This is a genomic window from Paenibacillus taichungensis (assembly GCF_050994985.1).
Classification (GTDB): Bacteria; Bacillota; Bacilli; order Paenibacillales; family Paenibacillaceae; genus Paenibacillus; species Paenibacillus taichungensis.
Genome location: NZ_CP194720.1, coordinates 1,489,464 through 1,514,958, shown reverse-complemented (window position 1 = coordinate 1,514,958; position 25,495 = coordinate 1,489,464). Strand labels below are relative to the sequence as shown.

At 46.8% G+C, this 25,495-nt stretch carries 22 protein-coding genes and 1 other annotated feature; of the genes, 2 read left to right on the top strand and 20 right to left on the bottom strand.

Going from position 1 to position 25,495, the window contains the following annotated elements; all coding sequences use genetic code 11:
• Positions 1-138 precede the first annotated feature (138 nt).
• From ypeB to ACR1R9_RS06955, 5 genes are all read right to left on the bottom strand, one after another.
• On the bottom strand, positions 139-1,485 hold the full coding sequence (ypeB, locus tag ACR1R9_RS06975) for a germination protein YpeB (RefSeq protein ID WP_076288921.1): 1,347 nt from the start codon (positions 1,483-1,485) through the stop codon (positions 139-141).
• Positions 1,486-1,607: 122 nt separating this feature from the next.
• Positions 1,608-1,874 (bottom strand): hypothetical protein, encoded by a 267-nt coding sequence (locus tag ACR1R9_RS06970; RefSeq protein WP_433948971.1) that lies wholly within the window; start codon positions 1,872-1,874, stop codon positions 1,608-1,610.
• Positions 1,875-1,896: 22 nt separating this feature from the next.
• A complete protein-coding gene (gene prsW, locus ACR1R9_RS06965; RefSeq protein ID WP_076288920.1) occupies positions 1,897-2,592 on the bottom strand; it encodes a glutamic-type intramembrane protease PrsW in 696 nt (231 codons plus the stop codon).
• 43 nt (positions 2,593-2,635) lie between these two features.
• Positions 2,636-3,250 (bottom strand): genetic competence negative regulator, encoded by a 615-nt coding sequence (locus tag ACR1R9_RS06960; RefSeq protein WP_091000230.1) that lies wholly within the window; start codon positions 3,248-3,250, stop codon positions 2,636-2,638.
• Between the two features lie 187 nt (positions 3,251-3,437).
• The gene (locus tag ACR1R9_RS06955; protein WP_175382486.1) at positions 3,438-3,794 is read right to left on the bottom strand and encodes a hypothetical protein; all 357 of its coding nucleotides are present in this window, start codon (positions 3,792-3,794) and stop codon (positions 3,438-3,440) included.
• A gap of 121 nt (positions 3,795-3,915) precedes the next feature.
• Here ACR1R9_RS06955 and ACR1R9_RS06950 point away from each other — a divergent pair, with 121 nt between their 5' ends.
• The gene (locus ACR1R9_RS06950) at positions 3,916-4,830 is read left to right on the top strand and encodes a polysaccharide deacetylase family protein (RefSeq protein WP_433921456.1); all 915 of its coding nucleotides are present in this window, start codon (positions 3,916-3,918) and stop codon (positions 4,828-4,830) included.
• Positions 4,831-4,936: 106 nt separating this feature from the next.
• Here the strand turns inward: ACR1R9_RS06950 and ACR1R9_RS06945 are convergent, their stop codons facing one another.
• Genes ACR1R9_RS06945 through ACR1R9_RS06935 form a run of 3 tightly spaced genes read right to left on the bottom strand, consistent with a single transcriptional unit; the run spans position 4,937 to position 6,791 of the window.
• Positions 4,937-5,761 (bottom strand): metallophosphoesterase, encoded by an 825-nt coding sequence (locus ACR1R9_RS06945; RefSeq protein WP_326065758.1) that lies wholly within the window; start codon positions 5,759-5,761, stop codon positions 4,937-4,939.
• Positions 5,749-6,201, bottom strand: coding sequence for a hypothetical protein (locus tag ACR1R9_RS06940; RefSeq protein WP_076288916.1), 453 nt, complete (start codon positions 6,199-6,201; stop codon positions 5,749-5,751). Before ACR1R9_RS06940 ends, ACR1R9_RS06945 begins: the two co-directional genes overlap by 13 nt.
• Positions 6,198-6,791 (bottom strand): lysostaphin resistance A-like protein, encoded by a 594-nt coding sequence (locus ACR1R9_RS06935; RefSeq protein WP_433921457.1) that lies wholly within the window; start codon positions 6,789-6,791, stop codon positions 6,198-6,200. The genes ACR1R9_RS06940 and ACR1R9_RS06935 overlap by 4 nt, the downstream gene beginning before the upstream one ends.
• A gap of 346 nt (positions 6,792-7,137) precedes the next feature.
• Positions 7,138-7,368: a binding site (T-box leader), on the top strand.
• A gap of 200 nt (positions 7,369-7,568) precedes the next feature.
• Here ACR1R9_RS06935 and serA point away from each other — a divergent pair.
• Positions 7,569-9,164 (top strand): phosphoglycerate dehydrogenase, encoded by a 1,596-nt coding sequence (gene serA, locus ACR1R9_RS06930; protein WP_099858410.1) that lies wholly within the window; start codon positions 7,569-7,571, stop codon positions 9,162-9,164.
• Positions 9,165-9,270: 106 nt separating this feature from the next.
• On the opposite strand, the gene ACR1R9_RS06925 is transcribed toward serA, so the two are convergent.
• The 12 genes from ACR1R9_RS06925 to ytfJ form a co-directional block, all read right to left on the bottom strand.
• Positions 9,271-14,250, bottom strand: coding sequence for a BclA C-terminal domain-containing protein (locus ACR1R9_RS06925; RefSeq protein ID WP_433921458.1), 4,980 nt, complete (start codon positions 14,248-14,250; stop codon positions 9,271-9,273).
• A gap of 196 nt (positions 14,251-14,446) precedes the next feature.
• Positions 14,447-15,844 carry an ATP-binding protein gene (locus tag ACR1R9_RS06920; RefSeq protein ID WP_433921459.1) on the bottom strand — a complete coding sequence of 466 codons (1,398 nt, stop codon included), beginning with the start codon at positions 15,842-15,844 and terminating at the stop codon, positions 14,447-14,449.
• A gap of 55 nt (positions 15,845-15,899) precedes the next feature.
• Positions 15,900-16,616, bottom strand: coding sequence for a response regulator transcription factor (locus ACR1R9_RS06915; protein WP_017687664.1), 717 nt, complete (start codon positions 16,614-16,616; stop codon positions 15,900-15,902).
• A gap of 143 nt (positions 16,617-16,759) precedes the next feature.
• Positions 16,760-18,022: a cytochrome c biogenesis protein CcsA gene (gene ccsA, locus ACR1R9_RS06910; RefSeq protein ID WP_076291923.1), complete on the bottom strand. Its 1,263-nt coding sequence runs from the start codon at positions 18,020-18,022 to the stop codon at positions 16,760-16,762.
• Positions 18,019-19,692: a cytochrome c biogenesis protein ResB gene (gene resB / locus ACR1R9_RS06905; RefSeq protein WP_433921460.1), complete on the bottom strand. Its 1,674-nt coding sequence runs from the start codon at positions 19,690-19,692 to the stop codon at positions 18,019-18,021. The genes ccsA and resB overlap by 4 nt, the downstream gene beginning before the upstream one ends.
• Positions 19,693-19,706: 14 nt before the next feature.
• On the bottom strand, positions 19,707-20,234 hold the full coding sequence (locus ACR1R9_RS06900; protein ID WP_076291921.1) for a redoxin domain-containing protein: 528 nt from the start codon (positions 20,232-20,234) through the stop codon (positions 19,707-19,709).
• A 253-nt stretch (positions 20,235-20,487) separates the two neighbouring features.
• Positions 20,488-21,237, bottom strand: a complete 750-nt coding sequence (locus ACR1R9_RS06895) for a pseudouridine synthase (RefSeq protein ID WP_063568319.1) — start codon at positions 21,235-21,237, stop codon at positions 20,488-20,490.
• 221 nt (positions 21,238-21,458) lie between these two features.
• On the bottom strand, positions 21,459-22,277 hold the full coding sequence (locus ACR1R9_RS06890) for a S1 family peptidase (RefSeq protein ID WP_064636817.1): 819 nt from the start codon (positions 22,275-22,277) through the stop codon (positions 21,459-21,461).
• Positions 22,278-22,341: 64 nt separating this feature from the next.
• Positions 22,342-22,875 carry a spore maturation protein gene (locus tag ACR1R9_RS06885; protein WP_062324415.1) on the bottom strand — a complete coding sequence of 178 codons (534 nt, stop codon included), beginning with the start codon at positions 22,873-22,875 and terminating at the stop codon, positions 22,342-22,344.
• A gap of 6 nt (positions 22,876-22,881) precedes the next feature.
• On the bottom strand, positions 22,882-23,508 hold the full coding sequence (locus ACR1R9_RS06880; RefSeq protein WP_063568316.1) for a nucleoside recognition domain-containing protein: 627 nt from the start codon (positions 23,506-23,508) through the stop codon (positions 22,882-22,884).
• A gap of 18 nt (positions 23,509-23,526) precedes the next feature.
• Complete coding sequence (locus ACR1R9_RS06875) at positions 23,527-24,714, bottom strand: D-alanyl-D-alanine carboxypeptidase family protein (RefSeq protein ID WP_099858155.1); 1,188 nt, start codon at positions 24,712-24,714, stop codon at positions 23,527-23,529.
• A 134-nt stretch (positions 24,715-24,848) separates the two neighbouring features.
• The gene (gene ytfJ, locus ACR1R9_RS06870; RefSeq protein ID WP_076291919.1) at positions 24,849-25,340 is read right to left on the bottom strand and encodes a GerW family sporulation protein; all 492 of its coding nucleotides are present in this window, start codon (positions 25,338-25,340) and stop codon (positions 24,849-24,851) included.
• Between the last annotated feature and the right edge of the window lie 155 nt (positions 25,341-25,495).

Genomic DNA, 25,495 nt, shown 5'->3' with positions numbered 1-25,495 from the left:
TAGCTTTTTATCTTCGTAATCGTATGTACAAGGACTATTATACCATGACCTTTCTCATAGTGGACAACAAAAAACAGACCACTGCGTGGCCTGTTCAGTTATCTATTTGCAATTTAACAGCCTACCGGTTTCTTGATGTTATGTGGTCTCATTCACCGGTTTGATTTCCTCAACGGCTTCTTCCATACCTGTATCAGCGTTGATGTAAATTTTATATTTTGCACCATTGATGCGTCCACCGAATTCGTAACACAGAACTTCTTTGCTGTAATCATTCTTAATGAGTGATTTGCGAGCATAGCTCTCCTTGAATTCCGGATTCAGTTTTTTGCGGGCCTGTTCAACCGTGAGTGTGGCTTTTGGAATCTCCCGCTTTTTCTGATGTTCATATACAAAATCACTTGCCTGGAAGCCTGTAACATCCCCATTATCAAGGCCAACCCTAACAGACATTTTTTCAGGATAAATCAGTGTATCGCCTTGTTTGCGAACATAGGTCAGATTACCGAGATTGCCAAACTCGTCATAATTGACTGCCTTCATATCTTTGTAACCCTTATTGGAAAGGAAATGATCTGCTTTGGCCATAGCTTCCTTACGTGTGACTTTCTTTGTTCCGATTGGACGAGTGTCACTGTAAGAGATGAGCAGACCGCCATTACGCGTGAAGTCCATACTCAATTTACTGTCTTTGGATTGATCAATCGTAGCTGTGTACGATTCCCAGTCTGTACCCTTACCATTCTCCTGTATTTGAATCTTGCCGTGTTCGGCATTGGAGAACTTTGCAGCTTTAGTTTGGATCTGCTCTTTGGTCATCGGTAAGCCATCCAGCTTTTTCACCGAACGTTTGGCATAAATGCTGGAGACTGAAGGACCCCAGTCAAGTTCAGGGTATTCCTGTACCTTTTTGTTGACTGTCCGGAATCCATCCACGATGGTGTTGTCCATCGTTTGCTCTTCGGTTGCCATAGCCGACTCGGCATCCATCCAGCGTAAACGGTCAGAAATGACTTTTTGCTGTACATCCTGCAGATTTTTAGTGATCTCGGATGAATTCGCATACAGCTTTTTCAAGTTGCCCATTTCTTTTTCACTTAAAGGTTCATTGGTCAGATCACGCATGGACGCCTGATAAGCAAAGTTAGAGATGCGGGAGAGAAACTCCTCCGTCTCACTGAATGGCAACATTGTAAGCGGCAATTGGTTAATCTCATTCTGCGCTTCACTGGTGAGTCGCCATACGTTCATCAGACCTTTACGATGCATCCCTTGGGACGTAGCATGAACTGCCAGTGTATTCCCAATCTCGGAGTGCAATTTGTCCATATGAAAAGATAAATCGTGAAAGGCACGCTGATATTGATTTTCTGCCTTGATCAGTATGGCATTTTTCTCCTGGTTCTCTTGGTAACCCCATACGAGAGCACCGATTAACAGAACTGCAAATATCGGAAACATAACTGAACTTAAACGTTTATACATCGGTAGAGTCTCCTTTCTTCTAAGCCACTACCTCTATTGTGGATCGAAGAAAGACCTCTTATGCATGCGATTTCCAGTCTGTCCAATGACGGGCTTATCACGCGTGGTCTCAAACGTTCTGTTTAATTCAATTGTACCCAGGTTGTGCCGCCATCTTCCTCAATTTCGAACTGATCGCGATTATCACACAAACACTGTTTAAAACCAGTCTCAATTCTTCCTCGTTCCTTCTTGCCTCGCAGCGTAAAACGTTCTCCACATTGCTTGCATCTGATTTTAATTTTGATTCTCATCACGCTTATCCCCGTTTCTATTTGTCTTTCCCCGGGAATTTTTATTTTATTGCAACAAAAAACACACCGGGGCATCAGGCGCAGGTTGCGCTCCATGTCCACCAGTGTGTCCGTATTTTTATAATTTAATCTCTTCCTCACGCTTCACAAAACGAAAAGGAGAACGATTGTTGGCCCTTGTAATCTTGCCCATCGCACCGTACCATAGACCCGCCATCAGTGGCGCAATGAACCATAACCAATGATTCACCATCGTATTCATAATGACATCGTAAAGCGCATGCCAGAAGAACGGTAAAACGAGTGAGAGCATAAGAAACCAACGTTTTTTCTTACCATCCGAGAACTTGGCCCGCCCCATGTAATACCCCATAATTACTGCAAACATGGCGTGACCCGATACAGGAAGCAATGCACGAATGAACATAGCTGAGACGGAAGCATTCCCCGCAAAGGCATACAACACATTCTCAACTGTAGCAAATCCGAGTGAAACAGCAACGGAGTATAGAATCCCATCATAAGGCTCGTCAAATTCGGTATGGTTATAAATAATATGGTATATCACAAACCATTTGACGAACTCTTCAACACCACCTGAAATCAGGATAGCTTCAACATAAGGATTATCTCCAAGCCAGATCATCATGCCACGCTGAATAATCATCACAGGCAATACCATCAGAATCCCCATGAGAAAGACTCGAAATACCATGTGAAGAGGTTCTGAGTCATAACGGTCTTTCAGATAAAAGTATGTTAACAAGGCGAGACCCGGAGCTACTGCTGCCGCTAAAACCGAAAACAAAAGCACCGAAATTCCCTCCTCTGACTAAAGACGCGATTACAACGAGAGCTTACTCCTGACGCTTGAAGTGGGTGCAAATAACCTCAACCGCTTGTTCAGGCATAACAACCTTTCCGTACTCTTCCATGACGGCAGGGGTAACGGAAGATCCTTCACCGAATTCAGCAAGCAAGGCAATCAATGCTGCATGTTTAGTGGAATCCAAGTCATCCGGTTCAAAATGCAAAAACCATTTGTCTTTATAAGAATAAAGTCTTCCAGCATCCGTTACGTGCTGATGCAACATATGTGCAGCCTCAATCAGCACTTCAAAATCTTTGAATGCATAGACGATGGAATCGCTCTGCTCAAGTGTAACTTCCATCTCATATACTTCTTCAGGCAAATCATCCTCATTACCTGAACCATATTGTTGCGGATCATATTTCCCCCGGGTGACAATGACAACCATCCCTTGAGCGGGAAGTGCGAATACTTCGACAGCAAGTGGACCTGTAGCATCAAATCCAAGTTCGGAATAGGCCTGGTCCATCATTTCAGTGAACAGTTCATGAACTTTAGGTATTTCCTGCCACATATCTTCTTTTTGTATTCCGCGCTCGCTCAGATCGTCAAAGGTCAGGAAAATCCGTATCTTATCGTGACTTAATCGTTCTATTTTCATACAGGATCTCCCCTTTATAAGCAAGTCTTATAACAGATTATGAAGCACAAAACAATATGTGCTGAAAATAAATCTATGTAGTTATGTTATCATTTTATACCTGCAAATGCACGAAGTAAAATCGACAAAAAAAGAATCATTCCACATCAAAACAGGACTGTGGATGATTCTAATGGGAGGTTTGTGTTTATAAACCCGGTACTGTTGTGTTTGTTTGAGTTAAAATTTGCTCAACTTCTTGTTTAACATCCGGATTGGTGCGAATAAAATCTTTTAGCATGCTCATGTTCTCTTCTTTTTCTTGCGGAGTTATCGGATTTGCACTTTTTTTATGCGTGCTTTTGTGGGCATCTCCGCTCTGTTCGTTTGGCTTGGAGCTGAAACCGTCCATGCCCGGGAATGTCATCTCCATCATTTTGTGTTTGGCCTGATTCATCATGTTGCGGGATGAACCGGAAGACAGCATTGACATTTTACCTTTGGACAGCCAAGAACTGGCTGCTACGCCAATTACAACACCCCAGAAAAAGGATGACGCCTTCATTACACCAACCTCCTTTTAATGTTAAAATCACAACTAGTGTTTGCGGGAGTGCCTCATCTCATTCCGCATAAATACAGGAAAGCGAGTTGAAAGCATGATTAGACACACCATCGCCTTAATTATGATCGCATGCATGCTGTTGTCAGCTTGTGGAACCAAAGTCGAAACAACACCTGAATCCACGAAGCCCAATGATGATTCGGTTACTTCAACGCAGGAGCAGCAGAATGAGCCAACTTCCACTGGCACAAGCGAAAAGCAAACCACGGATTCCCCGTCCTCAACGGACTCGGACTCGAATACGGATCAAGCATCACCAAGTAATGACGAAACATCTTTGACAGAAAAAGAAGGAACTGATAATGCTCCCGATTCACAAGTAGCCGAAGTTAATATTGAAAAAACGTATCACATGAACGCCAATTACTACATCAAACCCAACGATAAGACGAGCGAAAGCAAGGTTGTATTATTGACATTTGATGATGGGCCCAAAGAAGAAAAAATGATTAATGGATTAATCGACACATTGGATAAACATAATGCGAAAGCAATATTTTTTGTTAACGGATACCGAGTGAAAAGTCATCCCGAGTTGCTCGAGATCATTCATAAACGTGGGCAAATAATAGGAAATCATGCGTGGGATCATGAAGACCTGAAAAAAATGTCCACCACAGCAGCAGCCAAACAGGTAACCGATGTGCAAAAGATTGTGAAAGATACGATTGGCGTGGAACCTCAGTTTTTCCGCCCGCCGTTCGGTTCTGGAAATGATGCACTAAAGGCCACAGTCAAGAAAAACGGCATGTTATACATGACATGGTCCAATGGTTCACTGGATTGGGATAAGAGCACCAAAAACAAACCGGAGAAAGTTATCCAGAATGTACTGGATCAATTAAATCCCGGCAGTAATATATTGATGCATGAGTTGCCATGGACGGTTGAAGCGTTGGATGAGTTGTTAACCAAACTTGAACAGAAAGGCTACACTTTTGTCGACCCTCGCTCCATCGAACTCGAAGCCCGCTGAGCTTCGATTATTTGCCCAGCATTCGGCTTAATGTCATTAATTGATGAATCAAAACTCACACGAAGGAACTGAAAAGTTATAACAAACAGCCTTGGTCCTATCCGGATCAAGGCTGTTTGTTTGATAGCATTCGCAAAGTAATAATATGCATTTCTGCGGGACAACAAAGTCTGAACGGCAAATGATTGGTTCCGTATCCTTTGCTAACCAGCAATTTGCCTTCTTGCTCGGTGTCATTACCATCCTTTTTTAGAGAGAACCACCCACTAGATACGGAGCGGTATGCTTTGTTAAGAAAGACGGGGCCAAAGCCTGGAAATACTAATTGCCCACCGTGAGTGTGACCACTCAATATCAGATCAACAGGTCCATTCAAGTGAAGAGCCTCTAAGGGATCATGCACGATGGCAATCTTGCAATCTTTGGTGTCCAATTCTGCAAGCAGCGAATCGCCTCGCCGTGAACGATAATCAACTCCGACCAGGCAGAGTTTGCTTTTGCCTTTACGAAGGTAAGTGGTAGAATCCTGTAAGAGTTGAACACCCGTATCTCGGAATATACGTTCGAGATGCACAGTTCCTGCTCTTTTGTCATGGTTCCCATACACTGTAAAAACAGGGGCAATATAAGATAACAAGCTCATATTATGTCTGACGAGTGGCCATGAAATTCCTTTTTCCGCCACATCTCCCCCAATGATAACCCAGTCCACCTGATTGCGAAGATGTTCCAGATCATTCTTTTTCAGCTTGCGTTTATGGATATCAGATAAATACAGGATTTTGCTGCCATCAAAAGAAGAGGGCAAATTCGGAACTTCAACCTCTTCTGAAACGATGTGATGAAGATGCGCCTCACGCCACATATGAACCAGCAAAGCAATCCCGGCCAAAATAACGGCAACGAACCAGGCCAGTATTACCATGGCCATGGAAGGAAAGTATCCAATGAAGGCGCTCCTTTTATCCCCCACCAAACCAGACTGATTGTAAGCAAAACAAATATAAAAATGAGCGAATTAACAAATCGTTTACTGAGGCGCAAACGACGAGACGGATGAAGTTCAGTCCGCGTAGGAAGTGTGCCCGCTTCGGAAACGGATTCTTCTGATGGTTTTTCTGCTTTGTTGGCACGCGCTGGCGCCCGCCGGGGAAGTACTGGACTTTCCAGTGATGATGTATAAGACTTACGTTGTGATCTTGGTATGGAGACTGAGGTAATTGGTGTGAGTCCTCCCACCTCTGAGGCAGCAGCTGGTTCAACAACCAGATTAACTTGAGAAACTTCAGGACGCTCAGATGTCTCTGTCTTATCCGAGTGACGATGGCGCTGACTGCCGTATGTCTTCATTCTACTTAATTGCTGATTCATGATTCCCCCCGAAAACGTATCGCTAATCCAGACACCAAATCAATAATAAAATGACATAATATAGGCGCCCATAATGTGCCGGATTGCATATAAATCCAACCCAATCCATAGCTCGAAACAAATACCCAACCAGTCGGAATCCAGTGCCGCAAATAGCGTATATGGATGACCGCAAATAAAATACTTGTCCAGTAAGGACCTATCGCATGTTGAATGGCTCCACGAAATAATAATTCCTCACAAACAGCAACGATAGCTGCTATGCATACAATGTGCCAGATTGGACGCTTGCGAAACAACATCTCGTTAATTCCACCATCGTCCATGCTTTCTTGAGGAATAACATAAGAAAGAACCAAGTCCATAACAAGCATAATGCCAGCAAGACCAAGTCCCCACCATATAAACTGGTAACTGTCTGGCCACGCAAGCACATCAAAAAGATTTCTCTTCTGCAATAAAATCCATACAACCCCAATGATCAAAGTTAACCCTTGTGTAAAGTATAGATTGATCAGAAGCAAACGCTCGGTAAGCTGCTGTGGTTCAGCTTTCTGAATCTTGAACTTGGGAAACTTTAATTTTTTCATCGCCTATGTCTGTCCTCTTGACTTATATTTGATGGATAACAATTTCGTTGTCCAATCAGATAGTATACTAAATGATAGCCAAAAAACCAAATAGGTTCAAGGCCTGCCCCAAGTCCCGGTTTTTCAACAGAGTTTTATCCAATGAATTAGTTCATTAATGTGTTAAAATCCGATTCACTAAACAGCTTGTAGTCGAGCTATATCAATCGATTAATGAGATCAATTTTTATCATCTGTACGCCTTCTCCCCCACTGAAGAAAATTACATTAGCAAATCGAATTAAAACATTTAAGCCTATTGACATGCTCATGTCAGCCATGATACATTATGAAAAAATTAGTCACGTTAAACACGATGATGGAAAAAAGACGTTGCTTTGTCTTACAGAGAGCCGATGGATGGTGTAAATCGGTGGCAGGCAGATGATCTTGAGCGCTCCTGAGTTATTGCATTGAAATTGGAGTAGGTGCAATCGGTTTAGACCCGTTATCCTCTTCGGTCTTCATTGACCGCTAAGACTGTCGTTGCGAAACGGCGGTGAATTAGGGTGGTACCACGACAACTCTCGTCCCTTATTGCGCAAGCAGTATGTGGATTGAGAGTTTTTTGATTTATTTTAGAGTACAGACGTGGGAATCGCCCTATTTGCTACACCCTCCCCCTCTACTGCGACACCGCGTTGTTGGAAGGAAGAGTTTCAATGGTTTTAAGGAATGCCTCTTTCGTGAGGTGAGACCTTGACGATATAGATACACATACCTAAGGAGGAAGAAACCATGTACAAAGTGTTAGTGTCGGACCCCATTAGTGATCTGGGTATCCAGCAACTGGTGGATGCAAATGATGTTGTAGTTGAGAAGAAAACAGGTCTTAGCGAAGATGAGCTTGTTGCAATTATCGGCGATTATGATGCCCTTCTAGTTCGAAGTCAGACTCGTGTAACGGATCGTATTATGACGGCTGGTACAAACCTTAAAGTCATCGGACGTGCTGGCGTAGGTGTAGATAACATTGATTTGGAAGCTGCTACCCAACGCGGTATCATTGTTATTAACGCCCCTGACGGTAACACGATTACGACATGTGAGCATACATTTGCCATGATGATGGCACTGGCACGACATATTCCTCAGGCATATGCCAAAACCATTCAAGGTACTTGGGATCGTAAAACCTTCCTGGGTGTGGAGTTAAGAAATAAAACGCTGGGTGTGCTCGGTATGGGACGAATCGGTAGCGAAGTAGCTAAACGTGCAAAAGCATTCGGAATGGATATTCTGGCTTACGACCCGTTCCTCACTCAAGATCGCGCAGAGAAACTTCAGGTTAAGCTGGCTAGTGTAGATGACATCATTCGCAATGCCGACTTCATGACCGTTCACACACCATTAACACCTGAGACACGCCATATGATTTCCCGCCCTCAATTCGAAGTGATGAAAAAAGGGATGCGTATTATCAACTGTGCCCGTGGCGGAGTTGTTGATGAAATGGCACTTGTAGAAGCAATTGATGAAGGTATCGTTGCTGGTGCAGCATTCGACGTATTCGAGAGCGAACCACCAGCTGCTGACCATCCGTTCCTGAATCATCCTAGCATTATTGTGACGCCTCATCTTGGTGCATCGACAGTCGAAGCACAAGAAAATGTAGCGATCGACGTATCCGAGCAAGTCCTGCATATTCTGCGCAATGAACCGTTCAAAAACGCAGTTAACATGCCTGCTGTAGCTCCAACTGTAATGAACAAACTGCAGCCGTACTTTAAACTTGGTGAAACACTGGGCAGCTTTGCAGCTCAGATCACTCAAAATGCAGTTCAGGAAATCCGCATTGACTACGCTGGAGATCTGTCGGAAGTGGATACTTCGCCTTTGACTCGTTACATTGTAAAAGGTATTCTCGCAAGGCATTTAGGCGGAGAAGCCAATATTGTCAACTCCATGCATTTGGCTAAAGTGCGGGATCTCAATGTAGTGGTTAGCCAAACTTCGGCGACGAAAGGATTTACTAATCTGATTACCGTCACACTTGTGACGAATCAGGATGCTGAGGAGCGTCGTGTTGCGGGCACACTGCTTGCAGGTTATGGAGAGCGTATCGTGCGTCTGGACAAATTCCCAGTGGATATTGCTCCAGAAAGTCACCAAGTTCTGATTTCTCATAATGATAAACCGGGTATTATCGGACGTGTTGGAACTTTGCTTGGAGAGAACGAAGTTAACATCGCCTCCATGCAGGTCGGACGTAAAATCATCGGTGGGGCGGCAATCATGATTCTTACTGTTGATAAAGAAGTTCCAAAAGATGTACTTGTGCAACTTGCAGCTCTTCAGGAAATCAATACTGCCGTTGAAATCGTTCTGAATTAATTATTGTCGGACTATTCACTTATAAGATAAAAAAAGAGGCGAACCCTTATTGGGTTCGCCTCTTTTTTTAAACTCAAACTTCTTTTTTTAAAGCGTAATTCATGCATTAACTTAATTGAATAATGTTTAATGTAGCTCCTGGTGGAGAGAGGACAGCGGTACCAACAAGACCAAATAGTTGGAACTGTATTGTAGATCCGGCAGTTACCGTCACAATAAAGTCAGACTGTAACTGACTCAGGGAAAGCAATGGTGAAACTACACTCGCTGGAATTGCTGCCCCGTTAAGTAATATACGGGATTGAATAGCAAGTGCGGCTGTCAGATTTATTTTGTAAGAGATATAGTAACGCCCTGCATTGGCAAGAGTGAAAGTATCATTCGCTCCATTGATGGTTATACCAGTGCCTATATTTTGGTTGTTTGGTAATGGTATTAGTGTTCCACCCAAAATGACAACGATGGTTCCATTTGTGTTTTCACCAAAAGCTGAATTAGATGTTACAGAGGTTCCTGTGGCTCCGGTTGCACCCGTCGCTCCTGTACCCCCGGTGGCCCCAGTTGCTCCTGTGACGCTCACTCCAGTAGCACCTGTTATTCCAGTCGATCCAGTAGCACCCGTAACGCCTGTAGCTCCTGTGCTTCCAGTTACACTGGCTCCTGTGGCTCCGCTAGCCCCTGTTGCCCCAGTAACTCCGGTGACTCCAGAAGCGCCCGTGCCTCCGGTTACACTAGCCCCTGTTGCTCCGGTAACCCCAGTTGTTCCACTTGCTCCTGTTGTGCCAGTGACACCAATACCTGTTGCACCCGTTAAGCCTGTAACCCCGGTGGCCCCGGTTATTCCCGTCTCTCCGGTTGCTCCTGTCGATCCAGTGACACCGACTCCCGTGGCTCCGGTTACTCCTATAGCCCCAGTGGTTCCGGTTGTCCCTGTCTCTCCAGTGACTCCTGTTATTCCGGTTGCTCCTGTCGATCCAGTGACACCGACTCCTGTCTCTCCGGTTATTCCTGTAGCCCCAGTGGTTCCGGTTATCCCTGTCTCTCCTGTTGCACCAGTGATTCCGATTCCTGTTGCACCCGTTAAGCCTGTAACCCCGGTGGCCCCGGTTAATCCCGTTGCTCCGGTGACTCCCGTTACACTAACACCGGTAGCACCCGTTACCCCCGCAGCCCCTGTATTGCCGGTAACCCCAGTCGCTCCGGTTACTCCCGTATCTCCCGTGGCTCCAGTACTTCCCGTTACGCTGACACCTGTAGCTCCAGTTACTCCCGCAGCCCCTGTATCGCCGGTAACCCCAGTCGCCCCGGTTACACCTGTATCTCCCGTGGCTCCAGTACTTCCCGTTACACTAACACCGGTAGCACCCGTTACCCCCGCAGCCCCTGTATTGCCGGTAACCCCAGTCGCTCCGGTTACTCCCGTATCTCCCGTGGCTCCAGTACTTCCCGTTACGCTGACACCTGTAGCTCCAGTTACTCCCGCAGCCCCTGTATCGCCGGTAACTCCAGTCGCCCCGGTTACTCCCGTATCTCCCGTGGCTCCAGTACTTCCCGTTACGCTGACACCTGTAGCTCCAGTTACTCCCGCAGCCCCTGTATCGCCGGTAACTCCAGTCGCCCCGGTTACTCCCGTATCTCCCGTGGCTCCAGTACTTCCCGTTACGCTGACACCTGTAGCTCCAGTTACTCCCGCAGCCCCTGTATCGCCGGTAACTCCAGTCGCCCCGGTTACACCTGTATCTCCCGTGGCTCCAGTACCTCCCGTTACACTGACACCTGTAGCTCCAGTTACTCCCGCAGCCCCTGTATCGCCGGTAACTCCAGTCGCCCCGGTTACACCCGTATCTCCCGTGGCTCCAGTACTTCCCGTTACACTGACACCTGTGGCTCCAGTTACTCCCGCAGCCCCTGTATTGCCGGTAACCCCAGTCGCTCCGGTTACTCCCGTATCTCCCGTGACTCCAGTACTTCCCGTTACACTGACACCTGTAGCTCCAGTTACTCCCGCAGCCCCTGTATCGCCGGTAACTCCAGTCGCTCCGGTGACTCCTGTATCTCCTGTGGCTCCAGTACTTCCCGTTACACTGACACCTGTGGCTCCAGTTACTCCCGCAGCCCCTGTATCGCCGGTAACTCCAGTCGCCCCGGTTACACCTGTATCTCCCGTGGATCCAGTACTTCCCGTTACACCTACTCCAGTTGCACCTGTCGCACCAGTTGCCCCAGCACCAGCCAGCAACGTATAATCCGGGGACGTTCCTGGTGTTCCAGTTGGCGATGCCACATTTGCAATATATGTGCTGCCATCAAACGTTACAACTTGACCCGCTGGATACGTTGGTGCTACTGCTGGGTCGAATGGAACGACGCCTGTCAGACCTGCACCGGTGGCTCCCGTTACACCCGTATCTCCGGTTGCGCCCGATACACCGACGCCGGTTGCCCCTGTCGCACCCGTGGCTCCCGCACCAGCCAGCAACGTGTAATCCAGGGACGTTCCTGGGGTGCCTGTTGGCGATGCGACATTCGCAATATACGTGCTGCCATCAAACGTTACGACTTGACCCGCTGGATACGTTGGTGCAACTGCTGGGTCGAATGGGACTACGCCTGTCAGACCTGCACCGGTGGCTCCCGTTACACCCGTATCTCCGGTTGCGCCCGATACACCGACGCCGGTTGCCCCTGTCGCACCTGTGGCTCCCGCACCAGCCAGCAACGTGTAATCCGGGGACGTTCCTGGGGTGCCTGTTGGCGATGCGACATTCGCAATATACGTGCTGCCATCAAACGTTACGACTTGACCCGCTGGATACGTTGGTGCTACTGCTGGGTCGAATGGAACGACGCCTGTCAGACCTGCACCGGTGGCTCCCGTCACACCCGTATCTCCGGTTGCGCCCGGTACACCGACGCCGGTTGCCCCTGTCGCACCCGTGGCTCCCGCACCAGCCAGCAACGTGTAATCCGGGGACGTTCCTGGGGTGCCTGATGGCGATGCGACATTCGCAATATACGTGCTGCCATCAAACGTTACGACTTGACCCGCTGGATACGTTGGTGCTACTGCTGGATCAAACGGTACAATCCCGTTCAGACCTACTCCAGTCGCTCCTGTTACACCCGTGGGCCCCGTTGGTCCTGCGCCTGCAAGCAATGTATAATCCGGGGATGTTCCCGGCGTTCCCGTTGGCGATGCCACATTTGCAATATACGTGCTGCCGTTAAATGTTACGACCTGACCCGCTGGATACGTTGGTGCTACTGCTGGATCAAACGGAACTACTCCATTCAAGCCCACGCCTGTTGCTCCCGTTGCACCAGTAACACCCGCACCTGCAAGCAAAGTGTAGTCTGGTGATGTGCCCGGCGTCCCGGTTGGCGATGCAACATTGGCAATGTACGTACTGCCGTCAAACGTAACCACCTGTCCTGCCGGATACGTTGGCGCTACCGCCGGATCAAACGGTACAATCCCACTCAATCCTACTCCAGTCGCTCCAGTCGCTCCCGTTACACCCGTAGCCCCTGTTGGTCCTGCGCCTGCAATCAACGTATAATCCGGTGATGTTCCCGGCGTTCCCGTTGGCGATGCGACATTTGTAATATACGTACTGCCGTCGAAAGTTACAACTTGACCCGCTGGATACGTTGGTGCTACTGCTGGGTCAAACGGAACTGCTCCATTCAAGCCCACTCCTGTTGCTCCGGTTGCACCGGTGGCTCCTGCGCCAGCAAGCAATGTGTAGTCTGGTGATGTACCTGGAGTTCCAGTTGGTGAAGCTACATTAGTAATATAGGTACTACCGTCAAACGTCACTATTTGACCTGCTGGATACGTTGGTGCTACCGCCGGATCAAACGGTAATATTCCACTTAAACCTAAGCCAGTGGCTCCCGTTGCCCCTGTAGGTCCTGCTCCCGCCAAGAGTGTATAGTCCGGTGAAGTACCGGGAGTTCCTGTTGGCGATGCCACATTTGTAATGTAGGTGCTGCCCTCAAATGTTACGACCTGACCCGCTGGATACGTTGGTGCTACCGCTGGATCAAATGGAACAGAACCACCGAGTCCCACACCCGTTGCCCCGGTGGCTCCAGTAGCTCCGGCCGCTGCTAGCAAAGTATAATCCGGTGAACTACCCGGTGTTCCCGTTGGCGATGCCACATTAGTAATATAGGTACTACCGCCAAATGTTACAATTTGTCCTGCCGGATAACCTGGTGCTACCGCTGGATCAAATGGAACAGAGCCCGTTAAACCTGCCCCTGTTGCTCCAGTCATTCCTCCTGACAAAAACAACGTGTAGTCTGGAGAACTTCCAGGTATACCGGTAGGACCATTCACGTTAACTACATAAAGACTACCGTTATACGAAACTACTTGACCTTGCACATAGCCAGGTGCCTGAGCTGGGTCAAAAACGGATATATCATCCAGTCCAACTCCAGGCGCCCCCTGCGGACCTGGTACGCCTTGAGGCCCTAGAGGCCCTAGAGGACCTACCGGACCTACTGGTCCAACTGTTCCTCCTGACCCGGTCGGACCTGGCAGTCCAGGAACACCCGGAACCCCTGGAACTCCCGGAACTCCCGGGGGACCTGGAGGACCTGGAGTTCCTGATGTTCCAAATGAACTGGTAGCACGAGTCAATGATACGGATATGGAACGAATCAAACCAACCAATTTATCTTTTTCCGCAGGCGGAACTTCCAGAAGCAACGTTACACTTAATACATCATCGAGTATATTTTGCAAGTTTCCAGCTAGATTAATAACGGCTACAGGCACAACTTCAGAGCCTGCAATGGTTAGTTCCAGAACTGATTGTAACTCCGCTTTCACCCCAGCTCGAAAACCAGAGGTATTAACAAAGTTGAGCAAACTCCGTAAACTGTTTTGCAACGCGAGAATATTAGACGCTGTAGGCTGACTGACAGCTGCAGGAATAGTCACTGCTAGTGCTTTCAAAATGGACTCAAACTGCTCCACTTCACTCGATGTTATTGGAATAAACGGTGATCCCGCTCGAAACGATCTTCCTTCTAAGAAAGCTTTAATATTCACCCTTTTTCTTTCATCAGACATGCCTATTCTACTCCTCCTTTAACTTCTTCGCTTTTCAAGCTTATGTTTCATAAGAGGCAAAATTATCTTGGACACTTTTTTCGATGCAAAAAAAGTGAACATACTGTTCCACGTTGAACAAGATTAAACGGTACTGTTCAACAAAAAAAGCACCCTCAGCATGAGGGTGCTTCCGCACTTTTTGTATGAAATCGGGCTATTTCGATGAATCCACCGGAAATTGTAAAATAAACTCTGTACCTTCGCCAAGTACGCTATTAACGATAATGGTACCGTGATGCGCATCTACGATGTTTTTTACAATTGCGAGCCCCAGTCCTGTACCGACACTTTCACCCCGAACACGAGCCTTATCTGCTTTGTAGAATCGTTCAAAGATGAATGGCAGATCGGAAGACGGAATGCCTACACCTTCATCTTTTACAGTCACTTTAGCTACAGGTATCCGGACATCAGTTAACAGCTCTGCCGATATGACAACATTTTTGCCTGAGGGAGTATGCCGAAACGCATTATCCAGCAAATTGGTAAATACCTGTTCAAGTCGATCCTCATCCGCCTGATGAAGTTCAATGGAAGACTGTTTGCACTCAAACCTAAGATGGATATCCTGTTCTTTGGAACGTACCGAGAACTTTCTGTATACTCGTTCCAATAGTTCAACCAAATCCACTTCCTTCACGGCCATATCCGTATGACCCGCTTCCATTCGCGCAAGATCAAGCAGATCCTTAACCAACCTGCCCATACGCAAAGACTCATCATGAATCACTTGAATTAATTCTTCACTTTCTTCTGGGGAAGCCGCCATCCCATCCAAAAGAGCTTCACTGTACCCTTGCATCATGGATAGCGGAGTACGTATTTCGTGAGAGACGTTGGCGACAAAATCACGACGCATCTTCTCCAGTCGTACTTCCTCCGTCACGTCACGAAGCACAGCTACTGCGCCTCGAACGACACTATCCGCGTACAAAGGTGCCATCTGAACAGACCAGACTCCCTGCTGCACATGCACGTTAGAGTTCTGATCGCCGCCCTGCTCCATCACCTTTTTGAACAAAGGAACGAGTGGTTCCGGTACCTCTCGCGAAGAACTCACAGCATTCTCCGAATCCTGTCTCTCGCCCATCTGTGCCCAGTCCAAATCACACCAAGCCTGCATGATTTTCTCGCCGGGGGGGTTTGTCAAAATAACCTTTCCCTCACCATCGAATGTCACTACGGCATCGGTCATGCTTCGGAGCACGCTCGCCAGATGTTCTTTCTCATGGTTAAGGTTGCGAATGTTATCTTCCAGCTGTGCAGCCATATGATTAAATGTATTACCCAATTCTCCAATCTCATCGCTCGTTACAAGGGAGAGACGTGTACCGTAGTTTCCTTTTCGAATCGCATTGGCTGCTTGAATTAACTGCTGCATCGGCTGCGTAATTTTCGTAAAAAGAAACAGCGCAAAAAAGGTCGTCAAACTGAAACCGATAATACAAACATATGTGAACAAACGTTTGATATCTCTCGACTCAGACTCCGCAAAATTCGTATCAATATACGGCAGCAAAAAAAGACCCAATGCTATGAGTACACAGCCCACAAGGCAAATAATCGTAATCCATAACTTCCCGACCAGCGATCTCCAGAAACTAAAACTACTTCGGTACTTCCAGTTTATAACCCACACCCCACACCGTCGTAATCATCGCCGCTGACTCTGGCGAAACCTTGTTTAACTTCTCGCGAAGACGCTTCACATGCGTATCCACAGTACGAAGATCACCAAAGAATTCATAATTCCATACATCCTTCAGCAGCTCTTCTCTGGAGAAAACTTTATCTGGAGATGTCGCGAGATAATGCAACAGTTCATATTCTTTCGGTGTTAGACTGATCTCTTCCCCACCTGCGGTTACGCGGTGAGCATCATGTTCGATGACCAAATGAGGAAATACGATATTGTTGCTTGAGTTACTTTCCTTAGACAGATAAGCTGTCGCAGAAGAACGACGCAAAATCGCCTTCACCCGGTAAATCACTTCACGTGGACTGAACGGCTTAACGACATAATCATCTGCTCCAACTTCAAAGCCCTGAACGCGGTTAATTTCTTCGCCTTTTGCAGTAAGCATCAAAACAGGGGTTGATTTTACCTGACGCAAACGGGTACATACTTCAACGCCGTCCATGCCCGGTAACATCACATCAAGCAAAATCAGACCATAGTCACCTGCAGTTGCTTTTCGCAACGCAGTTTCCCCATCCTCTGCTTCATCGATTTCATAACCTTCTTTTTCGAGATACATTTTCAAAAGCCGTCGGATTCTTTCCTCGTCATCCACGACTAGTATACGGTTCTCATGTTCAGCCATTCCACTCCAGCCCCTTTGCAATAACTCCTCATCACTTCTATTATGTTCGATCTGGCGAACAATATTTGAATGCCCCATTGAACGTAGGGGCTTACGTATGTGTTTCATGGATTTCTCTCGGGAACTTTACGAAACTACCTCTCCTAGTCTGCCCCAGCGTATGAATGCAACCCGGCGATGATCAAATTCACACCAACGAGCGTAAACATAACGACCAAAAATCCAAGTACTGCAAGCCAGGCAGACTTGCGGCCCTGCCAGCCTCTGGACAAACGCAAATGCAGGTACACACTATAATATAACCATGTTATCAGTGCCCACACCTCTTTGGGGTCCCATCCCCAGAAACGGCTCCAGGCAATCTGAGCCCAGATCATAGCAAAAATTAATGCTCCCAATGTAAATATCGGGAATCCGATAGCAATTGCGCGGTAACTAATCTCATCAAGATCGTCGGCATCAATGCCATCCAGCATTGGTTGCAGAGCTTGTCCAAGCGGTCTTCTTACAATTAAACGAATAAGTCCATATAAGATCAGCCCTACAATCAAAGACCAGACTACCGTATTCAGTTTACGTCCAGCATTAACTCCGTTCATCCAGGAAGGTGTCTCAAGCAAAGGTTCCTTCATGCCAAGAAACGGTTTTATGCTCTCCACTTCGCTATTATAAGGTGCAAATATAGGAGGCATGCGATAAATCACTTTCTCTATTGTACTATTTTCCTGTACCTCTGTGTCAATGCTCGTGGTTTTCTGAACAAAAACCGCTTCATATCCGGATGCACGGAAAGCAAATACCGACCCGATAAACCCAACCACAACGACGATAGTGATTAATGTAAACTCAACCCATCCTCGCTGGCGTCTGGATGACTTATCCTTGCCACTGAAATCCACTGTGCGTAACAAGTACATGAATCCTGCGGCAAAGCCTACGGCGAAGAATGCCTCGCCAAGTGCAGCCAACGTTACGTGGATCTTGAGCCATATCGATTGCAAAGCAGGGATCAGCGGCTGTACTTCCTGAGGAAATACGGCTGCATATGCCATAATAATGATGGTTAGTGGCAATGCAAATAGTCCTAGCAACGATTTTCGATAAATTGCGTAAACTACAATAAATGCCACCATAATCATCATGGATAGAAAACTCATAAACTCATACATATTACTTACGGGTATATGGCCTGCTCCAGCCCATCGTGTACCAAAGAAGATGAGATGTGCAGCTAGTGCAACCGTTGATGCAATAAAGGCTCGCTTGCCCCATCGTTCTACATGAGCTTGCGGGTCACGATTACTCCATTTCTTGCCCATGACGGCAACGCCATATAACATAAATGCAGCACAATATAGAAAAAAAGATACGATAAATGCGTCGCTGCTGAAATCCAATAAACTCATGTTTGGTTCCCCCCGTTATCCAACGACTTCTCATCCACTTCCACATTCATATGTTTTAACACAGCTGCAACCTCGCGCCTAAATCCAAACCAGTTTTTGTTCGTGTGGCCGCCTAGGGTGAGTTGTCCATCATCAATCCGAATCCAAATACGTCGGTGGTGCCAGTAAAAGCCCATAACCAGACCCAACATAACGATTCCTGCCCCAATCCATACGAAAGGCATGGCCTTATCAATACGGATATTGAGGTAACTCACGGACTGAATGATGTCCACCTTATCCATGCTATCGACCTCTAGCTGCAAAGGAATTTCTCCTCCATTCAGCTGTTTGTTAATTGCGTCCTGTTGAAAACGCTGTTTATCGATCTGCTTCGCAAAATACAAGTACTGCATGCCCTCTGCAGGTAAATCGGGTCCCTTGATGTTAAATAGAAAGGCAGGCGCATTAGGTGAAGGGGACTTTGATTTGGGCTCTCCATTTTCATCCAGCCCAAAATCCATATATTTTTCTTTCACATTCAGACTATAGGGTCCAGCTTCAAACGTTCGCTGCGTATCCACCATAGCAATTTGGATTGCTCCGTACTTCTCACCCGTCTGGGCATTGACCAGATCAGGCGTTACCGAACGAATCGTTGGTGTCAAATCATAATCAAACTGATATGCTTTCAATCCGTGGTAATTCAGTGGATGGTTCACTCGAACATCATGTCGATCCACCTCGGTCAATTGAGGTTTTTTCGAAGGATCCGAGCAATCTGCCGTACATTCGTACAACACCACTTTGGTTTCAAACAGTTTTGGAACGGTTTTGTTCAAATTTTTGAACTGTTCTGGAACCTCATCTTCACTGTAAAACTCAACATTAAACTGTTCATTCTTCAAATACATGGAGGTATTCGGTATTTTCTTGATCTCACCTTCGGGAAAAGCAACATGCTCATCCAGATTCAGCCCGGGAAGCCCTCGGGCAAGTACTGCCAGTAGAAAGATAATCAAGCCGATGTGGATAACATAAGGTCCCCAGCGACTGAATCGCTGTTTCTCAGCCAGCAGTGCACTACCCTCGGTATGCACACGATAACCTTTCTTTTTAAGCGGCGTAACCGCTTTCTTAATCCAGTCTTCTGATGCCTCTTCTATGGAGCCTTGGTACACCAGTCGCTGGCGTGTAAGAAACTGCATGTGTTTGCGTATTTTCTGTTTATTCAGCGCTTTGTATAGTGGAAGTACCCGGTCTAGACTGCATATGACCAATGAAGCACCGATCAGCACCAGTAGCAAAATAAACCACCAGGATTCGTATGTATGGGACAGACCCAGCAGATAATAGATATGACCCAACTGACCGTATGTGTCCTTGTAATATACGGATGGATCAATATTCAGAAATGTACTTTCTTGTGGATAGATCGTGCCTAGCATGGAACCTACAAGTGTAAACACAATCATGTAAACAGCAATTTTGACCGATGAGAAAAAGTTCCATATGCGGTCAATAATTTTGGGATTCGTACGCTGCGAACGACGCGCCATGCCATCATAACGCATTTCCAATACTTCATCCGATTTGACCTCGGCCTCCAGCAGCGGCTTGCCGCATGCTTCACACAGCACAGTGCCCACCGGATTCTGGTGTCCGCACTCACACTTCGTATTTTGGAACACGACTAGACCTCCTGTCAGGGCTGTTTCGCCAGTTGTGAAATTTGAGCGTCAAGTGTGTTCAAATCAAGTTGACCGATATGAATGGTGGAGATTTTACCCGTGTCGGAGACAAAAAATGTCGTTGGCATCGGAGATATACCGAAATCCCGGATCGAGTTTTTGTCACGGTCGAGCATAATCGGAAACGTAACGCCCACCTGCCGAACAAAATTTTCCACGGTCATCTGGTCTTCCCCAACATTGATTCCAACAAATTGGACACCCTGGTCCTTCCATTTGTCTGCTTGCGCTTGTAGCGCAGGCATCTCTTTGACACAAGGCTCACACCAAGTCCCCCAGAAGTTGATCACCATGGCTTTGCCTTTGTATTCCTCAGACGTATGAACTTGTCCATCCAGGCCCAGCAATTCAAAAGAAGGAGCTTTATCTCCTTCTTTTGGCTTGCCATTCGAGCCGGATACCGATGTAGTAATCGCATATCCGCCCAACACCAGGATCAATAACAAAATGACGATTTGCACCGCTCTTCTTGATTTCCCCATGTGCTGCTCCCCTTTTAAGTCAGCTTTTTGCATAATTTGATTCTAAACGCTCCCGGGTACAAGAATTAGACGAATAACACCATTTCGATCTAACTCTTGCTGATTGAAAGTCGCTCCAGGGATTTATGCAAAAAGCTTGAGTGACTAGCATTCGCATATAACGGTCTTGGACACCTGTGAACATCCTATGAACAATTATAGCGAATTTCGTCACAAATCTGCGGCGCTTTTATGAAAATTATGTGTCCTCACATTACCTTTTTTTCATTTTTTTGGCGGGTTCTGATTTTGCGAGCGTAATCAGGTTGTTGACTTCTTCTTTGGTTAGATTACGTGTGAGTCCGCGTTTCAGGTTTTGAAGCAAAATACCACCAAACGAAATCCGTTTCAGACGTGTTACCGGATGGTTAATCGCTTCGAACATACGTCTAACCTGACGGTTACGCCCTTCGTAAATCGTAATAGAGATAACAGATTCATTTGCTGCGGTATCCACATCTTTGTACTCAATCTCTGCCGGAGCTGTCATACCGTCGTCCAGCATAATGCCTGTCTTTAATTTCTCCAGAGCCGAACCATGTGGAACACCTTTAACGGTTGCATGATACGTTTTGGGTACGTGATGCTTCGGATGCGTCAACAAATGCGCAAACTCGCCGTCATTGGTCAGAATGAGCAATCCTTCTGTGTCATAATCCAGACGACCCACTGGGTATACCCGTTCCTTGACACCTTTAAGATAGTCGGATACAATTTTCCGACCTTCAGGGTCTGAAGCACTTGTGATAACACCCTTCGGTTTGTTCAACATCATGTACACTTTCTTTTCACTGCGGATCGGTTTACCATTAACCGTAATCATATCCTCTTCGGGGTTCGCTTTCGTACCCAGTTCGGTTACGACCTCCCCGTTAACTTCTACTTTGCCGGACAGGATCAGTTCCTCGCTCTTGCGGCGGGATGCAATACCTGCCTGTGCGATAATTTTTTGTAATCTTTCCATGTTTGTCATGTCACCTCACACTAATGATACCCATCAAGGCCGGAAATCACAAGGATAATCCATCGATTTTGTTAACGCAGGGGTTGTAAACACCTTTAGAGCTGCATTTAGCTATGTATTTAGACCAAAAAAGCTCACCCTCTCACTGCCTGTATGCGACAGGAGCGTTAAGGTGAGCCGTTCACTTTTAATCGTATGTAACCACTGCAATAAGCATAAGGTTAATTGGCTACTTTACCTGCAACAACGACCTGTTTTTTCGCAGGGGTTGCACTTTCTTTAATAAAGGATTGCAACGTTTTGGAAGTAATATAATAAGTACGTCCTCCGTATACAAAGGTCATCATGCCAATAACCCGATTGTTCTGGTCCAGAACAGGCCCACCTGAATTGCCTTGTGCCACAGATTTTACGATACTGCCAATGCCCTTCTTGCCTGGAACGTCCGAATCTTGTGAATTAAATACTCGGCTCTTGGCAATTGTATTATAAGTTGAAGGGAAATCTTCGTCCAACAGCACAAGTTCCCCGGCAGAATTTTTAGGAAATCCGATGGTATAGACAATTTGATTATCTTTGGCATTTGCAAACGTCACCGGTTGTGCGTCGATTTCTTTGTCCAGCTTCAGCAATGCCATATCTGTCACCGGATCTGTTTTAATGATTTTGGCTTTAACCGGCTTGTCCAGATGACCTGGGCTTGCTACAGTAAGTGTGCCTTCGTCCCCATCAGACAGTTCAGCATAATCCTGAACGACATGATAGTTGGTTAGCACCTCATCCTTGGAGATCAGTATAGATGTGCCTACATCATAATATACTGAATCGGGTTCATCCTGCTTGACCAGACGTACGTTCACAACTGGAAAAGAATCCGCTGTAACGGCCAACTGAGCACGTAGTTGTTTATCGAAGTAACCCGTAAAATGAATCGTATTAACGGCTTGAGCCGCAGCCAACCCCGTCTGTCCTGCAAGCAACGCAATGGCAAGCATGCCTGACATTCCAAAGCGGAGCATTCGTTTCCAACTCTTTTGCATGATTCTCACTCTCCTCCGCTATCATTCTAGCATAATTCGTATATCGGAAGGAGAGGGCATATTTTTAACCAAATACAATCAAACAAATGACCAAGGCTGCAATGAAACCAACTACATCGGAAAACAACCCAACTTTGAGCGCATAGCGACCATTACGTATGCCTACCGCTCCAAAATAAACAGTCAATACATATAGGGTTGTATCCGTACTGCCTTGAATCGTGGAAGCCATGCGGCCAATCATCGAGTCGGGGCCATAGGTTTTAATTAGGTCAGTTGTAAAGGCAAGCGAGCCTGTCCCAGTCAAAGGACGCAAAATACCGAGTGGCAATACTTCTCCCGGAACCCCCATCCAGGACACAAGTGGTGCGAATAGGCTGATCACATAATCCAATGCACCAGAAGCACGGAATACACTGATCGCTACCATCATACCTACCAGATGGGGAATAATGCTAATTGCCGTAGAGAAGCCGTCTTTGGCCCCATCAACAAAGGATTCGTAGACCGGGACCTTTTTGGTAAACGCATATAATGGAACAAACGCGATGATAACCGGAATGGCCCAGACGGAAATCCAGTTGATGAAGGTTAACAACGTTGCTCATCCTTTCATACCGGGATTGTCACTTTTATGTACACGCGGCGGCCTGTGAAGTGCCCTGTTTCGGTACCAGCGATCGGCTACGATGGCTGCAAATGTCGCAATAATGGTTGCCATTAGCGTGGTGCCTACAATTTCCGTGGCATTCGCAGAATGATAATTAAGCCGAATGGCTATCAGGGTTGTTGGAATAATGGTGATACTCGCTGTATTCAGAGCCAGCAGCGTGCACATGGCAGGGGAAGCCGTTTGTTTATCCGGATTCAGCTCTTGCAGTTGCTGCATGGCTTTAATCCCCATTGGGGTTGCCGCATTGCCTAGGCCGAGTAGATTGGCACTCATGTTAGATAAAATATAGCCCATGGCTGGATGATTCCGCGGAACATCCGGGAACAAGAAGCCAACAACCGGACCCAGCAGCTTTGCGATTCGTCCCAAGAGCCCTGCATCCTCAGCCATTTTCATCATCCCCATCCAGAACACGAGCACACTGATCAGCCCAAAGCATACCGTGACTCCGGTTGCTGCTCCATCAAAAGCCGCCTGCGTAACGACTTCAATTTTGCCCTGTGCGGCTGCAAAAGCAAATCCGGTTACGATCATGAGAAGCCAGATTAAATTGATCAAAAGATAACCCTCCCCTCCTTATGGAGATAACAAATGACTTAATACTGCACGCCATGCGGAAGCCCAGGTAGAAATTTCATCGATCCCCCCCAGAGTTGCATCCTCTGTCTTTGGCTCTGGCGGAATATAACTTCCTTTGCGATACACAGGAATTGAACCCACAAGTTTCCCGTCAAGCTGCATATCAATTCGGCCGGCCAGTCCAAAAGTGGGATCAGTCGTTTTTGCATCTCCCTCTGTACTCTCTTGGACACGGTTTTCGAGTAAAATCAGCTTTTTCGTCAATGAAGATGTCTCACTCTTCGCCAGAGGATAGGTGAACCCGCGGCCTGTGACCACATCCGTGTTTTGTACAGGCTGTTCTTTTTTTGCAATTTCCACCAAAGGGAAGTTTTCAAAACCGAAATCCAGCATACGTGCATGGTCATTCCAGTCGTCACCATCGTTCAGGGTTACCGCAGCAAGTTGTTGTCCATTGCGAGTAGCAGAGCTGACCAGACAACGGAATGCTTTTTTGGTATATCCGGTCTTTACGCCATCGGCTCCTTCGTACAATCGCAGCATTTTATTTTTGTTTTGCCAGGAATACTCCCAGCTCTCATTCGGATTTGGGGCCGATTTGTTCTCCGTAGCTACAATTTGTTTGAATACCGGATTCTTGAGCGCATACGCGGTTAGGCGTGCCAGATCATTGGCGGTGGAGTAATGACCATCTGCGTCAAGTCCATGGGGATTCATAAAATGGGAATGGGTTAGACCAATTTGCTCTGCCTTTTTGTTCATTAAAAGAACGAAACCTTCTTCAGATCCACCGACATGTTCAGCAATCGCCGAGGCCGCATCGTTGCCCGATCGAAGCATCAGCCCATACAGCATGTTTTCCAGTGTCATTTCTTCACCCAGCTTGAGATAGATGGATGACCCTTCTTTGGCAAAAGCCGAAGAAGTTACCTTTACTTTGTCATCCAGTTTACCGTGTTCAATCGCAACAATTGCTGTCATGATTTTGGTCAAGCTGGCAATTCTGAGTTCCTTATCCCCGTCCTTGCTGTACAATATTCGGCCCGACGTCACATCAATGAGAGCAGCGCTTTGCGCATGATTTGAGGGGCCAGGTATGGTTCCCTGGGCTTCAGCAAGTCCAATTGAGGGAAACAGAAACAAGGGTACAAGCATGCATGCCATAAATTTCATTAATTTTCGCATCGATTCATTCCTCCGGGTCACTTGGAATCTTGTACTAGCTTATGACAGGACAACCCGAAGTATGTCCCAGTGTTAGCAAACAGCAAAAATCCCTCTCGCACATGCTGCGGAAGGGATCTCAACCGAATCATTAATTAGCTGTACGTAGAAGGATCAGGTGTGACAGGAATGCCAGACGCTGTCGGTTGTGTTGTATTACGATTGCGGAACATGTCCTGAATTCTATCCATCACATACGGTGTGGAATCAATCAATTTCTCAAACAGATGTGTTGAGTTATCAAGCGGAACGATGTGAACGCCTTGTTTGCCAACTACCAGGAAGGCGATTGGACGAATGGATACGCCGCCCCCGCTTCCGCCTCCAAATGGTGAGGCAACCGATGCGGAGCTGGCATGTTCAGTCGTACTACCGCTGCTTCCGCCACTTCCACCTTTGCTGCTTCCATCACTTACATGAAAATCACTGCCACCCGCAGCGAATCCGAATCCTACTTTACTGATCGGCAAAATCACAGTACCATCAGGTGTTTCGACCGCATCGCCCACGATTGTATTGACATCCACCATGGCCTTGATATTTTCCATTGCGGTTTCCATTAAGCCTTGAATTGGATGATCTGACATTTAAATTCCCTCCAGTTTCAATTTAAGCTAGGTTTGATCTAACCATATCATCCCCAAACTTGAAGGGACTTATGTAAGCCAGCCTTTTAACTAAACCTCAATACTTCAAACCGCTGACTCGGCAAAATATAACCCCGGCAAGTTGCAATTAAACT